This is a genomic window from Salipiger abyssi (assembly GCF_001975705.1).
In the GTDB taxonomy this organism is placed as follows: domain Bacteria; phylum Pseudomonadota; class Alphaproteobacteria; order Rhodobacterales; family Rhodobacteraceae; genus Salipiger; species Salipiger abyssi.
This window is the reverse complement of the sequence record NZ_CP015093.1, coordinates 2,024,758-2,037,398: the sequence shown is the minus strand read 5'-3', so window position 1 is coordinate 2,037,398 and position 12,641 is coordinate 2,024,758. Positions and strand designations below refer to the sequence as shown.

The 12,641-nt window shown below is 63.1% G+C and carries 13 protein-coding genes; 6 read left to right on the top strand and 7 right to left on the bottom strand.

The window, feature by feature from the left end:
- Nucleotides 1-3 precede the first annotated feature (3 nt).
- The 6 genes from cas6e to cas3 all read right to left on the bottom strand — a co-directional run bounded on the left by cas6e (nt 4) and on the right by cas3 (nt 7,437).
- Nucleotides 4-675, bottom strand: a complete 672-nt coding sequence (gene cas6e, locus Ga0080574_RS13300) for a type I-E CRISPR-associated protein Cas6/Cse3/CasE (RefSeq protein ID WP_076699931.1) — start codon at nt 673-675, stop codon at nt 4-6.
- Nucleotides 672-1,376 carry a type I-E CRISPR-associated protein Cas5/CasD gene (gene cas5e / locus Ga0080574_RS13295; protein ID WP_076699928.1) on the bottom strand — a complete coding sequence of 235 codons (705 nt, stop codon included), beginning with the start codon at nt 1,374-1,376 and terminating at the stop codon, nt 672-674. The genes cas6e and cas5e overlap by 4 nt, the downstream gene beginning before the upstream one ends.
- Nucleotides 1,369-2,427, bottom strand: a complete 1,059-nt coding sequence (cas7e, locus tag Ga0080574_RS13290) for a type I-E CRISPR-associated protein Cas7/Cse4/CasC (protein ID WP_076699925.1) — start codon at nt 2,425-2,427, stop codon at nt 1,369-1,371. Before cas7e ends, cas5e begins: the two co-directional genes overlap by 8 nt.
- Nucleotides 2,424-2,927 (bottom strand): type I-E CRISPR-associated protein Cse2/CasB, encoded by a 504-nt coding sequence (gene casB, locus Ga0080574_RS13285; RefSeq protein WP_076699922.1) that lies wholly within the window; start codon nt 2,925-2,927, stop codon nt 2,424-2,426. The genes cas7e and casB overlap by 4 nt, the downstream gene beginning before the upstream one ends.
- A complete protein-coding gene (gene casA, locus Ga0080574_RS13280; RefSeq protein ID WP_076699919.1) occupies nt 2,924-4,420 on the bottom strand; it encodes a type I-E CRISPR-associated protein Cse1/CasA in 1,497 nt (498 codons plus the stop codon). Before casA ends, casB begins: the two co-directional genes overlap by 4 nt.
- A 335-nt stretch (nt 4,421-4,755) precedes the next feature.
- Entirely contained in the window at nt 4,756-7,437 is a 2,682-nt protein-coding gene (gene cas3, locus Ga0080574_RS13275) for a CRISPR-associated helicase Cas3' (protein WP_237219380.1), read from the bottom strand.
- A gap of 103 nt (nt 7,438-7,540) precedes the next feature.
- Here cas3 and Ga0080574_RS13270 point away from each other — a divergent pair, with 103 nt between their 5' ends.
- The 3 genes from Ga0080574_RS13270 (at nt 7,541) to Ga0080574_RS13255 (ending at nt 9,610) form a co-directional block, all read left to right on the top strand.
- On the top strand, nt 7,541-7,897 hold the full coding sequence (locus Ga0080574_RS13270; RefSeq protein ID WP_076699916.1) for a hypothetical protein: 357 nt from the start codon (nt 7,541-7,543) through the stop codon (nt 7,895-7,897).
- 62 nt (nt 7,898-7,959) lie between these two features.
- Nucleotides 7,960-9,068 (top strand): IS3 family transposase gene (locus tag Ga0080574_RS13260; protein ID WP_156876303.1). Its coding sequence is split into 2 segments (ribosomal slippage): nt 7,960-8,209 and nt 8,209-9,068, totalling 1,110 coding nucleotides; the frame shifts between segments, so codons are not numbered across the junction.
- 251 nt (nt 9,069-9,319) lie between these two features.
- Nucleotides 9,320-9,610 (top strand): helix-turn-helix domain-containing protein, encoded by a 291-nt coding sequence (locus Ga0080574_RS13255; protein WP_198039818.1) that lies wholly within the window; start codon nt 9,320-9,322, stop codon nt 9,608-9,610.
- A 31-nt stretch (nt 9,611-9,641) separates the two neighbouring features.
- Here the strand turns inward: Ga0080574_RS13255 and Ga0080574_RS13250 are convergent, their stop codons facing one another.
- A complete protein-coding gene (locus Ga0080574_RS13250; protein WP_198039817.1) occupies nt 9,642-10,136 on the bottom strand; it encodes a hypothetical protein in 495 nt (164 codons plus the stop codon).
- A 133-nt stretch (nt 10,137-10,269) separates the two neighbouring features.
- Here Ga0080574_RS13250 and Ga0080574_RS13245 point away from each other — a divergent pair, with 133 nt between their 5' ends.
- The 3 genes from Ga0080574_RS13245 to Ga0080574_RS13235 all read left to right on the top strand — a co-directional run bounded on the left by Ga0080574_RS13245 (nt 10,270) and on the right by Ga0080574_RS13235 (nt 12,628).
- Nucleotides 10,270-10,530 carry a helix-turn-helix domain-containing protein gene (locus Ga0080574_RS13245; RefSeq protein ID WP_076699907.1) on the top strand — a complete coding sequence of 87 codons (261 nt, stop codon included), beginning with the start codon at nt 10,270-10,272 and terminating at the stop codon, nt 10,528-10,530.
- Nucleotides 10,531-10,755: 225 nt separating this feature from the next.
- The gene (locus Ga0080574_RS13240; RefSeq protein ID WP_237219379.1) at nt 10,756-11,256 is read left to right on the top strand and encodes a Tn7 transposase TnsA N-terminal domain-containing protein; all 501 of its coding nucleotides are present in this window, start codon (nt 10,756-10,758) and stop codon (nt 11,254-11,256) included.
- Between the two features lie 175 nt (nt 11,257-11,431).
- Complete coding sequence (locus Ga0080574_RS13235) at nt 11,432-12,628, top strand: IS256 family transposase (RefSeq protein ID WP_076695235.1); 1,197 nt, start codon at nt 11,432-11,434, stop codon at nt 12,626-12,628.
- The last annotated feature ends 13 nt before the right edge of the window (nt 12,629-12,641 follow it).

Genomic DNA, 12,641 nt, shown 5'->3' with positions numbered 1-12,641 from the left:
GGCTCAGGCCCTCCGGATCAGCATCAGCCCGCAACCAAAGCTCTTCGCCCGCCCAAAGCCTTGCGTCAGCTTCTGCACAAAGGCGTCGGGATCGGTCAGGGTGATCTGTCCGGTCAAATCCAGAATGCCGAAACGCGGCTCTCCGCGCCGCCGCCCGCGATACCCCGGCAGGGTCACGGTGCGATAGTCCTGCACCTCGATCCGTTCGGGCGCAAATCCCGCACGGCTGCCCTGCCCCGTCATCCATTGATCTGCCGCCTCGGCAGCCAGATCCATCCGCTTCCGGTTGCGCTCCGCCTTGGGCACCCCGTGGAGCAGGTTCATGACCACATCGACGCGCCTGCGCTTCTCCCCTCCCAAATCGCGTGTCGCATTCGCGCGCAAAAGAAAGGACAGACGGTCTCCGGCCCGCAGGTCGGGCGCGTGTTCACGCACCTCCGGCGTCTCGAAAAACGGGCTGTCCTCAGGCGGGCGGGAAGACTGGACCAGAAAGACGCCCTGCCCCTCCTCCCGCCACAGAAAATCGCGCCTGGCCTGCGGATCGCCGGCAAAGGCCGTCCACACAAGCCGGTGATGGGCATCGAGCCTGTCGCCTCCCGGCGTGGGATCGAGCAGCACATCGAGCGCGGCCACCTTCGGATCCCGCGAGAGGCGCAATCGCGAGAGATACATCATGACGGCACCTCCCCCGCAGAGAGAGCGGGATGTGCCACGCTGTAGCGCCCCGGCCCGAAATGCCGTCTCTCGCGGTCGACGGTCCGGTCGTGACGGGTTTCCAGCCGCGCGGGCGCACCAAGGCCGACACCCTCCTCCGCCACGATCTCGACCATCTGCCTTGCCCCGATCCACGGCGGCAGGCGCAGATGCGCCAGGGCCTGCGCGGGATCGTCCGCCGTCACCCGTTGCGGATCGAACGGGGCGGAGAGCGGACAGGACTTGCGCCCGAGGAACACCTGAAAGACCGGCTGCCTCAACGCCGCGGCCAGCGCAGGCAGATCACCGCCCCAGACCGCCACGCCGAACACGCACTCCGTGCGGTAGTCGCGGCTGGTCAGGACGGTGTTCACCCGGCCTTTCGCCGCCGCCTCCCTCAGCGCCTGCGGACGCGATTGCGGGGATTTCACCGCCGCCGACGGCACTGTCTGCACCGTATGGTAATCCCGCAGATGGCCGGTGCGTCCAAAGCTGGCCACCGCGATCCCCAACGCCTCCAGATCGGAAAACTCGTGGTCCCGCCTGCGCCCCAGCGCCGCGCCCAGCAGCCCGATCACCGACGATCGGCCAGGCAGGCCAAGGGATCCACGCCGGTCGTGCCCTGCGAATTCGCCCATGGCGCCGATCGTCGCAACGAGTTGAAAGATCAGATGTTCAGGCATCTGCAGAGACGCCTTTCACGGCGTCAGAGGCAAAACGGGCGATCTCCGAAAGGCTCCCTTCGCCCATGGCCACATCCATCACCGCATGCTCGAAGGACATGTCATAAGCCTTGTCGAGCCGTTCGGCCATCTCGTTCAGGGCCGCGATGCTCACCCGCTCGTCCGCCGCAACCGCCTTGTGGAAGGCCCCGGACAGGTCGCGGGGTTGTTCCGTGCCCCGCTCCACCCGAATGAATCCGGCGCGCGGGTGATGGGCGTGGCTGTTCTGTTTGCCCTTCGGCGTCGCGGTCGCCAGCGCACGGACAAGAGAGGCGATGCCCCGTTCCGCAAGCTCGCGATCCCCGCTCAGGTTTTCCACCAGCAGGTCCACGTTGACGCAGGCGTAGATGTAATAGATCCCCGACCCGAACCCGTGCTCCCCGATATGGCCAGCGCCGCTATCCTCCTCGCGGGTCTTCAAGTCATCCACCGCCGCGAACCAGTCATCCTGCACCTGTGCACGATGCGTGGTAAAGGCATGGGCGACCTGCACGGCGGCGTCCCGGTTGTAATCGGGGCTATCGGCCAGCATCCGCCCGAACATGGCAATATCCACCGCGCCGTCGGCCCGCCGCAGAACCAGTTTCTTCAGCTCCTTGCCCTCGGGCAAAGCCTCGCCGGCCACGGCCCTGGCCGCCAGGTCGCGGGCCAGCGCCCACTCCTCCGGCGAAATGAACGCCAGCGTGGTGGCATTGGTGGTGTCCTTATCCAGCTTGGAAAAGGCCACGCCGATGCCCGTCGCAATGTCGCCGGCCTGCTGTTCCGAAACACCCTGTCCGATCAACTCGGATTTCAGCTCGGTCGCCAGACGCCGGGTCCGCGTGCCGGTATGGCCCGCCAGATCCTGCGCGAAATAGCTGCTTTCCCGGATCGCGCGTTTCAGAGACTGCGAGGAAATCCGCAACCGGGGACTGCCGCCGATCAGCGCCTGTTTCGGACGGCCCTGATCGTCGCGGTTCGGGTTGGACAACGGATAGGTAGTCAGGAGGTGGAACTGGAGAAAGGTCGTCATTGGGCACTGTCCTTGGAAGAAGTCGGGGTCTGGGGCGCGTCGGCGCCGTAATACTCAAAGCACCAGCCTGTGCGTGTGGCGTCGGACCAGAACAGGATCGCCTCGCCAAGATGGGCGACATTGGCCGCATGACCGACCATCGGCAAAGCACGCCGGATGGCGGTTTCCAGCTCCTCGCCCTCCGAATGGATCAGCCGCTCAAACCGCAGCGGCGACAAAACCGGGTCCTTCCCGCCAAGCCTGCGCGGCAGAGACGCGCCGGTATGGTCGCGCACATGCGCCAGCACGCGCGCCAGCCGGGCGATCCTTGCGCCGTCGCGCAGCCCGAGCAGTCCTGCGAGCTCATGCACCGGCCTCTGGCACAGAACGGTCACATCGTCTCCGCGCCGCAATCGCGCGGACAGACCCTTTTGGGCCGCACTCTCCCGCCCGCCCAGCTCGACCGACCACCAACCGAGGATGATCTGCCCGGGCCGCTTTCTGTCCTCGCTCTCGGTCATACCGCAGCCTCCTGTTGCCTGTCTGCCGCCGGATCGGGCGGCGTCAGATACAGCGTTTCCCACAGGGTTCGGCCCGCCTTGCTGCGCCCATGGACCAGGGCCGCCAGAAACCGCCACTCCGAGACGGCCCTGGCCGCATGCTCGATCTTTCCATCCGAAAGCCCCGGCAAAGCCAGCGCATCGAACTGCGCCAGCGCCTGTTTGCCGATGGCCGACAGAAAGCGCTGCGCAATCGCCAGTTCGTCGAAATCCACCTGCGCCAGATCCGCGAGCGCGCCGGTAAAATCGCCTTCCGTCTCGGCCCAGAACCGATCCAGCTCCATCTGCCGCGCGCTGCCTTCGGAGACGAGCACGGAGAGCGCGCGCCGCAGCCCCGAGGCCACGGTATCGGCCGCCCCGATCAACGCCTCGGCAAGCACCTGCGCTTCCGCATCGAAGCTCAGAAGCGGCAGCTCGGCCCAAAGAAAATCCCGAGGCTTCATATTGTCCATCGCCCAGCCAGCCGCGATCATCCGCTTGGGTTGCGTCCTGTATCGGGGGAAGATCTCTTCGATGCAGGTGGCGCGCAAACGCAGCCCGTCGTCGCCTTTCTGCGGGTCGCTCAAGACGACCCCCGCCCAGTTTCGATAGGGCAATCGGCCCGAAGCCGGATGACGCGGCAGAAGCGGAGAGCCCGCTTTCAGACGGTAATAGGGCGACAGCGGGTGCCGCCAGAGCGCGTAATTCGTACCGTAAGGCCGCTGGATCACCCCCGTCACGCGGCCCTCGCCGATCAGCCGCAACCTGCGCGGCATACCGAAAAACGCCTCGACCGGATGCGCTTGCGAGGGTGTGACTTCCTGCCCCTTTTCCGAGATGCGCGTCGGCCGCATCCACGGCAGATCCTCCGGGGCTGCCGGTCGGTCAGAAGGCCCATAAGGCGTGTTGGCCCAGACCAGATCCCACAACCCGGTGCCCGGATCGGCAAGCGTGACCAGCGGCCCGCCGCCACGCATCGAGGTGCGGTTGCCCGCCCCGCCGGACGGCGCGAATTGCTGAAAGGCATAAAGGGCCATCGCGGCGAGCGGCAAGTCGAGCGTTTTGTACCTGTCCCGATGCACCATCAGATCGGCGTTGTTTTTCGCCGTATTCTCACCGGAGGAATCGATGAACAAGAGATCGGGGGCCGAGGGCGTGCCGGAGAGCTCTTCCAAATCCTGCAGGAAGCGCGGCCCGTCGCCCAAAAGCTCGAACGCATGGGCATAGTCCGCCAGACGGGTTTCAAGCTGCACCTGATCGGGGCGCTTCCGCGACCAGTCCTCGCGATGCGCCGGCGGCGCGGCCAGATAGACCAGACCGATCAGAAATTCGTAGCAGGCCAGGTTGAGATCGGCACGGGGCCAGTCGGGCGCGGCAATTTCCGGATCGGCCATCTGATGCGGCGCAACGATGCTGCGCTCACCATTTGCCATGCGGACGGGAATCCAGGCATCAGAGATCAAATTGAGAGACATTGCACTCTCTAAAATAAATTAACTTGGGGCGACAAGCTTGCCCGTTACCGCCCCGTTAGTATAACCTAAAAGGGCGGTAACGGGCGCGTTAAGGTATCGTAAGCATCTTCTTAACCTCCCGTCACCGAGCGGCTGCGGCAACAGCCGATGTGGCTCCACAAAGAAGGGGTGAGGGGAAACCCTCACCCCTTCTTGCCTTCCATAACAGCCTTCACAAGCTCGGCTGTCAAGATTTTTTTACCCCTTATACCCCTCGATATAGACTTATCCCCGCTGAGGCGGGGAACGTTAAAGGGAACTGCAACCCCGCTCGATATAGACGGGAGATCCCGGACCTACCGGGAACTGCCGAGAATTAAACCTGCTTCCGGATCATATGACAAGCCCTCGCAAATCGTGCCGTCCTCCGCCACCGGGCACAGCGTCAGACGGGTTTGCAGCCACTCCGGCCAGTCCCGTTTCACTGCGGCGATCTCCGGCGCCGACTGATCGGGAAGAGGCAGGCCGTTGAGCCGGCGCGCGGCTGCGCTGATCTCGGATCGCTGGCGGCTGTCCACTGTCCAGCTGTCCGCATCCAGCGGCACCAGACCCGCCTCGGCCCTGCGCGCCAACACCAGCACGCGCTGCTCCACACCCAGCCGTGTCGGGAAATCGGCATCGTCGGCAAACCCCTTGATCCCGCGATAGGGCTGCGACAGGTCAATCAGGTTCTGCTGTGCGAGATCGGTTTGCGCAAAGCCCTGCCCGATGCGATCCTCTTCCGCCTGCGCCAGAGCCTCCGGCAGCGTGCCGCCCGAAAGCCCCTCTTCGATGAGCGCGCGCAGACCGTCCGGCGCATCGATCTGTCCGGCAGCAAACAAGGCGCGCGCTGCGCGCCATTGCAGGTCGAGCGAATAGGTGAACGCGCCGCGATCCAGCACACGGCGCAGCCACAGCCGGTCGGCGACATCCCCAGGATCGGGCGAGACGACATGCAGCACCGGCGCGGCACAGGGCCGGCCCCCGGCGGGACGCCGGTCCATATGCCGCCAGAGCCGCCCCGCCCGCTGCACCAGCGCCGGGATTGGCGCAAGGTCGGACACCATGACGTCGAAATCCAGATCGAGGGAGCTTTCGACCACCTGCGTCGCCACCAGCACCCGGCCCGGACGATCCTCCCGGGCCTTGCCAAAGGTGGCAAGCGCCCGTTGTTCGTGACGCATCCGGTCGCACAGCGCGAAACGGGCATGCAGCAGACCGGCATCGACACCCCGTGCCCGTAAGGCCTGAACGGCGTCGATGGCATCGTCCACCGCATTCCGCACCCAGAGCGCCGCCGCGCCCTCCGCAGCCGCCTGCTGCAAAAGACCCAGCGCCGCGTCCCGCTCCGGCAGGCGCACGACCCGAACCGGGCCGCGTGTCTTCACCGGAGGCAGATCGGTGATCTGGCCATGTCCCGCCACGGTCAGCGCTGGGTAGGCACGGCTTTCGGGCGGCGCGCACCCAAACGCCCGGCAAAGCCGCGCCCTGAGATCCATCGGCATCGTTGCTGTCATCAGGATCGCCGATCCGCCCATGCGACGGTGCAGCCGCAGCAGATGGCCAAGCTCTTCGACCATATAGGGATCACCCATCTCGTGAACCTCGTCCACGATCAGGATCTTCTGCGACAACGCATAGTGGCGCAGCATCGCATGGCGCACCGGCAGCGCCGACAAAAGCGCCTGATCCACCGTGCCGACACCGACATTCGCCAAAAGCGCGCACCGCCGGTCATCGGCCAGCCATTCGGTGCAGGAGGGTTGCGCAGGGCTTCGGCTTGCGCGGATCAACTCCCGAAAACGATGCGACAGCCCTGCGCGCCCATGCGCCAGCGCCAGGCTCGGCGCGGTTTCATAGAGCCTGCCGACCAGATCGGCGCAGCGGTCGAACATCGCATTCGCCGTGGCCATCGTGGGCAAGGCAAAAAACAGCCCCGCGCCTTTGCCGGCCAGCATCATGCGCTGCGCAAGGATCAGGGCGGCCTCGGTCTTGCCCGAGCCCGTCTCATCCTCGATCAGCGCCAGCGCTGGCCCGTCCGGTAAGGAGATGACCTGCGCGGCCTGCTGCATCGGGCGCAAGCTCCAGTCTTCAGGAATAACCGGAGCCTGCGACACGGCGGGCAGATCCAGACCCGCCTGTCGCACCGCCGCTGCCGCCTTTCCGCGCGCTACGTCCAGATAGTCTTTTGCGCCGGGCCCCGGTGCAACGGGCGGAAAATAGAGCGGGTTCGATCCCAGCCAGTCCGCAACGGCGATCAGCCCCGGAAGCCACCATGTTTGCGCGGCGACCTCATCGCCGGGCAGATCGAAACACGCCTCTGGCCAAAGCGCGATCAATGCCTTGAGAGCCGCCAGCGCATCCGGCTTCGCCTCTCGACCCGCGGCCCGGATCATGCGGTCAAAACTTTCCTGAACCGGCGGGCGGCCATGATGCCCGGCAATCGCGGCATAGAGATCGTGACGGCAGCTAACGTCCTCTGCAATCGACGCCAGATGTCTGTCGAATTCGCACAGGAACGCTTCGGTCACCTCCCAGTGGCGGCCTGCACTCTGCGGTTTCCCCTCCCCCAGCATGTCGCGAAAGCTGGCGCTGATCTTCCCGAGATCATGCAGACCCGCCGCCAGGACATAAAACGCCTTGCGCTCGACGGAAATACTCAGCGCGCCCAACAGGCACTCCGCCACCGCGGCAACATCGATCATGTGATAGAATGCCGGATGTTCAATTCCGCCCTCGGGGGCGGATTTTCCGGGCCAGTCCAAAAGCGCCATGGTCTTCCCCGAGTTAACCTTTTTTGGTCTTCCGATATAGCGAAATTTCTCGAGTGCCGTGCACCACCGGTTCCCGAACTCTCCTGCATCCTGCAGCCTTCTGGCGGCCCCGCAAGTTGGAAAATCGTCCAACGCAAACGATACCAAAAGCGATGCAGCGAGCTTAAACGTCATACGCGCCGCAAGACATTCGTTATCGTTCGGTCGTGTTAAGCTTCCTTGCACAGAGGCAGGGGTGACATCGCAAGGAAATTTCGCGCCGGAGGAACGGCCCCATCCCTCACGAACGATGGGTTAAAAAGCTCTACAAGATCGCGTAACCGAGGTTATGATCGATCAGTTCTTAGCGGGTCTAAGTGACGACGAGTATGCGGTCTATCGTACTCCCTCTCTCGATCCAAACTCTGCCAAAAAGCAGATGGAGCAGGGGCCAATTGCGAGCTATGCGCTCAGAATAGCTTACGGCGCGCCCTTCGATACCTCGATGCTCTTGGACAATGAGCGTTACTACAACGCTGAGCTGCCCTATGCTGCCGCTCGCAGTGAAGGGGTAGATCTCGGTCCTCTGGTTTATCTGCGCGAAATTGGAGCAAGAAGTGCAGCTCTGAAGGCTTCAATTCTGCGAACCATGCGCGAGCATGGTGTGTGCCAAGCCTACGCGCAAAATGGGGGCGAGCACGATTGACCTGCTCCCCTGAAAAGTCCGCGTTTTGAAGTTAGCCTGTTCTCCAAACGAGGAGACAGACAATGCGGAAAAGCCGTTTCAGCGAAGAGCAGATCATTGGCATTTTAAAGGAGCACCAGGCCGGGATAGGTGCCAAGGAGCTGTGCCGGAAGCATGGCATCAGTGACGGCACGTTCTACAAGTGGCGCTCGAAGTATGGCGGCATGGAGGTGTCGGAGGCCAAACGGCTGAAGGCGCTGGAGGCTGAGAATGCGAAGCTCAAGAAGATGCTCGCGGAGCAGATGCTGGATGTGGCCACGCTCAAGGAGATGCTGGGAAAAAACTTCTGAAGCCCGGTGCAAGGCGACGAGCCGTGGACTGGGCCATGACAGAGAAGAACTACAACCAGCGGCGGGCCTGTGCCCTGGCCGGGATCGACCCGCGTGTGTATCGACGTGGATCAATTAGACCTGTAGACGCCGAGCTGCGGGAGAGGCTGAAGGCGATTTCCAGCGAACGGCGTCGCTTCGGCTATCGAAGGCTGCACCTGCTTCTTGGTCGCGAAGGCTGGAAGGTGAACTGGAAGAAGCTTTACCGGATCTACCGGGAAGAGGGCCTGACAGTGCGCAAGCGCGGCGGTCGCAAGCGCGCGATCGGAACGAGGGCCCCGATGGCGATCCCACAAGGGCCGAACCAGCGATGGTCCCTGGACTTCGTCTCGGACAGCCTCTCAGACGGGCGCCGGTTCCGGGTGCTGTGCGTCATCGACGACTTCAGCCGGGAATGCCTGGCGACGGTCGTGGACACTTCGCTGTCGGGGCAACGTGTCGGCCGTGAGCTCGACAGCATCGCCCGGGTGCGCGGCTATCCATGTATGGTGGTCAGTGACAACGGAACGGAGCTGACATCGAATGCCATCCTGAAATGGCAGGAGGACCGCAAGGTCGAGTGGCATTACATCGCGCCAGGAAAGCCCATGCAGAACGGCTTCGTCGAGAGCTTTAATGGCCGCCTGCGCGACGAGTGCCTGAACGAGCACCTGTTCGCCAACCTGCGCCACGCCCGGGAGCTTATCTCGGCCTGGCGCGAAGACTACAACCACCATCGCCCCCACACGAGCCTCGACGGGCTCACACCGTGGGAGTATCACCAACGGTCAGTAGAGGACCAAACCCTGAACAGAGCGAACTAAAAAACGCGGACTCTATGGGGAGCAGGTCACGATTTCTGGAACAAGATCGGAGATATCGGCGTAATCACACCAAGCCAGATCATGTTTTCTGATGCGGTGGTACGCATCTTTCCAGAATGAGAGCGACGAAGGCTTCCCTTGGCTCGTCGAGCTCCTAGGCCGATGAATCCTGATCGTAAAGCGGAACCATTGCCGCCAATACGGCAATGCCGTACACTCTGAAACTCAAGAATTGGCCTCGGGAGTGCAGCATGGCAATTGAAACCGAACTGGTCACGAGTGTCAAAGAGGCCCTGGCTATCGCCGAGGGCAGGCTTGAGCCTGCAGCGGAGTTCGAGCCTGCCACGGTTGACGTCGCAGCGATCCGCAAGGCTCAGAACTTGTCACAAAGCCGCTTCGCCGAACGCTACGGCCTTCCCCTCAGTACGATCCGAGATTGGGAACAGGGACGGCGACGACCGGATCGAGCGGCCCATCTGCTGCTACGCCTGAACGAAGCCGAACCCGAAGTTGTCGCCCGGATTCTGTCCTCGTCCGACTGAGGCATCGAGGCCGGAGACGTTGTCCCCCGGCTCAGCCGACATTCTGGCCCGTCCGAGACCTTGCAAGAAGATACAGCCTCCTGAATGTTCGCTGATCGAGCTTCATGGAACGGGCTGCGGCGGCATAGCTTCCGGCGCTCTCGTATGCCCTGATGACTTCCTGATCCGAACGGTCAGCAGCTGGACGCCCAGGTTGCCTCGCCTGACCCAAGGAGACGCGCTTTTTGGCAATCCACTTCGCGTCGACCGTGTGCAGCTCGGCAAGTTTCGTGTCCGCCAAGCCTTCGGCAAACTGCTCTGCAAGCAACTGATCGAAGTCGAAGCCGAACGTGGTCAGCACATCCAGAAGATTTCGGCGGCTGGCCGGGAACGCCTCTTTGACCTGCGCCAGAGATCGCGTCCGCTCCATCGCCCGAAGCAGGTCGGCGTGATGCATGATCCGGCCGTGGCCGCAGTCATAGACAATGATGTTTTCGCCATGCACCCGGATGCAGTTTTTTGGAAACGCCATCTTCTCATCTCGCATCAAGTTGGCAACTTAAGCCCATGACTTTCAAAGTCGTGAATTCCACCGGAGTTTTTAACACATTGAGCCAGAAAGAATTTATTGACTCGCGAATCAGCGCCTGATTCCTTTCCGGGTACGAAGTCAGGAAATCATGTTTGCGGAAGAGATGCCCGATCTTATCAATGCACCTCATGAGCGTCTGAAGATGGAACTGCGCTTGCGCGGCAAATCCATTGCGTCCATCGCGCGCGAGCTCGATGTTTTTCGCTCATCGGTCACGTTGGTGAGCCAAGGCCTCAGAAGGTCCGAAAAGATCGAAAAGGCGCTGGCCGAGGCCATCGGTATGACACCGCAAGAACTCTTTCCTGACAGGTACCCAGCAGAGGAGGAGCCCACCGGACAGCAAACCTGACCCCGACAAAGGAAAAGACCCTCCTGCGCCAACAGGAAGGCCTTTTGAATAGAGTGTCGTTTGAAGCCGACGCCATATTCATCCCCCGAGTCGGTCTCAAAGTCAACCTGCCGGACAGCCGTCCGGCAGGGCAGTTCAACTCATTCTTAAGAAAGGGGGAGATCGCGCCCTCCTGTCTTCGGCCCCTGTGGGCCGATGACACGAGAAAGGTGCGCTCCGATCACCATGAAACAGAACCTGATCTACCGCGGGCCGGAGCCGAGCCACGCGACGCGACCGATTGCGCGCCGTTCCAAGGGGAGCCTGCGCGGCTCGATGGTGGCCGCCCTCCCAGGCTTCCCGCGCCCGCGCATCATCCAGTTCGAGAGCGCGCTCGAATACGCCTTCCTATGCCTCATGCTGGTGCGTGACGATGTTCACAACATTCAGGAACAGCCGCCTGCCGTCTCCTTTCCCGGCGCCGATGGTCGTCCCTCGCACCACGTCTTCGACTTCCTGATCACGCTGACCAGCGGGGAGCGCATCGCGGTGGCGATCAAGCCTATGTCGCGGGTGCTCCACCTCAACTTCGTTTCCCAGTTGGAAAACATCGCAACGGCCGTGTCGAAACGGTTCGCAGACCGGGTCCTGCTCGTCACCGAGCAACATATCGACCGTGCCAAGGCCGCAGGTGCGGCACGCAAGCTCGCTAGAACCCGCCCCCAACTGGCGGAGGTGGCGCAATGACCATTCGCTTCCGTTTTTCGAAATCCGACAGGTAGTGTCCCAACGCTTGGTGTAGGAGGCCGCGCGCGGAGCCCCCAGCGTAGCGCAGCGCGCGGCCGGGTGTGACGCTGGCGGCCACCGCCGATCTTCGAGAAGGTTCGGGTTGCGAGACCTTGAACCAAGAACGGAGATGACGATGACCGATGACAGAATGACGCTGATTGAGCTGGTTGCGAAGCAGGCCGATGGCGATCTCGTGCGCGAGATGCTGGCCTTCGCGGCCGAGCGGATCATGGAAGTGGAGGTCGAGGCGCGAACCGGTGCCGCGAAGGGCGCTCGCTCTCCCCTGCGGGAGGTTCAGCGAAACGGTTACCGGGACCGCGACTGGGACACTCGTGCCGGTCGGATCGCGCTGGAAATCCCGCGGCTGAGAAAGGGGAGCTACCTGCCCAGCTTCCTGGAGCCGCGACGGACTGCTGAGAAGGCGCTGGTGGCGGTGATCCAGGAGGCTTACGTCCACGGGGTCTCGACGCGCTCCGTAGACGATCTGGTGAAGGCGATGGGCGCTGGCGGCATGTCGAAGAGCCAAGTCAGTCGCCTTTGTGTCGAAATCGACGAGCGGGTGAATGCATTCCTCTCCCGGCCGCTCGAAGGCGCCTGGCCCTATCTCTGGCTCGACGCGACCTACGTGAAAGTGCGCGAGAGCGGGCGGATCATCAGCCGCGCCGTGATAATAGCGGTAGCTGTGAACGAGGACGGCAAGCGCGAAGTTCTCGGCGTCGCCACCGGTCCATCCGAAGCAGAAACGTTCTGGACCGACTTCCTGCGCTCTCTCGCCGACCGTGGCCTGCGCGGCGTGAAGCTGGTGGTCTCCGATGACCACAAGGGGCTGCGGGCTGCCGCGCGGCGGGTGTTCGACGCGACGCACCAGCGCTGTCGCGTTCACTGGATGAGAAACGCGCTTGCCCATGCTCCGACCAAGCAGCGCACGGCCGTGGCGGCAATGCTGAAGACGATCTTCGCCCAGGAAAACAAGGCGGATGCCGAAGCCCAGTGGGAGGTCGTGGCTGACGCGCTGCGCGAGAAGCAGGCGCGGCTCGGCGCCCTCATGGACGCCTCGCGCGACGACGTCCTCGCCTACATGGATTTTCCACGTGAGCATTGGGCCCAGATCGCGTCGACGAACCCACTGGAGCGGGTGAACCGGGAGATCAAGCGCAGGTCTGACGTCATCGGCATCTTCCCGAACGACGAGGCCATCGTCCGTCTCGTCGGCGCGCTGATGCTCGAGACCAATGACGAATGGACGGTTGCGCGGAGATACATGTCGCTTGAAAGCCTGGCGCGTGTCACCGACACTACAACCGTCAGGCTGTCCGCCGTGGCGACCTGATCAGCCTTGAACC

Excerpts from the sequence above, each read along its gene's own strand:
- Ga0080574_RS13270 (WP_076699916.1), top strand. The coding sequence starts at position 7,541 with ATGATCGATCAGTTCTTAGCGGGTCTAAGTGACGACGAGTATGCGGTC.
- cas5e (WP_076699928.1), bottom strand. The coding sequence starts at position 1,376 with ATGCCTGAACATCTGATCTTTCAACTCGTTGCGACGATCGGCGCCATG.
- Ga0080574_RS13240 (WP_237219379.1), top strand. The coding sequence starts at position 10,756 with ATGAAACAGAACCTGATCTACCGCGGGCCGGAGCCGAGCCACGCGACG.
- Ga0080574_RS13245 (WP_076699907.1), top strand. The coding sequence starts at position 10,270 with ATGTTTGCGGAAGAGATGCCCGATCTTATCAATGCACCTCATGAGCGT.
- casA (WP_076699919.1), bottom strand. The coding sequence starts at position 4,420 with ATGTCTCTCAATTTGATCTCTGATGCCTGGATTCCCGTCCGCATGGCA.
- Ga0080574_RS13255 (WP_198039818.1), top strand. The coding sequence starts at position 9,320 with ATGGCAATTGAAACCGAACTGGTCACGAGTGTCAAAGAGGCCCTGGCT.
- Ga0080574_RS13235 (WP_076695235.1), top strand. The coding sequence starts at position 11,432 with ATGACCGATGACAGAATGACGCTGATTGAGCTGGTTGCGAAGCAGGCC.
- Ga0080574_RS13250 (WP_198039817.1), bottom strand. The coding sequence starts at position 10,136 with ATGCGAGATGAGAAGATGGCGTTTCCAAAAAACTGCATCCGGGTGCAT.
- cas7e (WP_076699925.1), bottom strand. The coding sequence starts at position 2,427 with ATGACGACCTTTCTCCAGTTCCACCTCCTGACTACCTATCCGTTGTCC.
- casB (WP_076699922.1), bottom strand. The coding sequence starts at position 2,927 with ATGACCGAGAGCGAGGACAGAAAGCGGCCCGGGCAGATCATCCTCGGT.
- cas6e (WP_076699931.1), bottom strand. The coding sequence starts at position 675 with ATGATGTATCTCTCGCGATTGCGCCTCTCGCGGGATCCGAAGGTGGCC.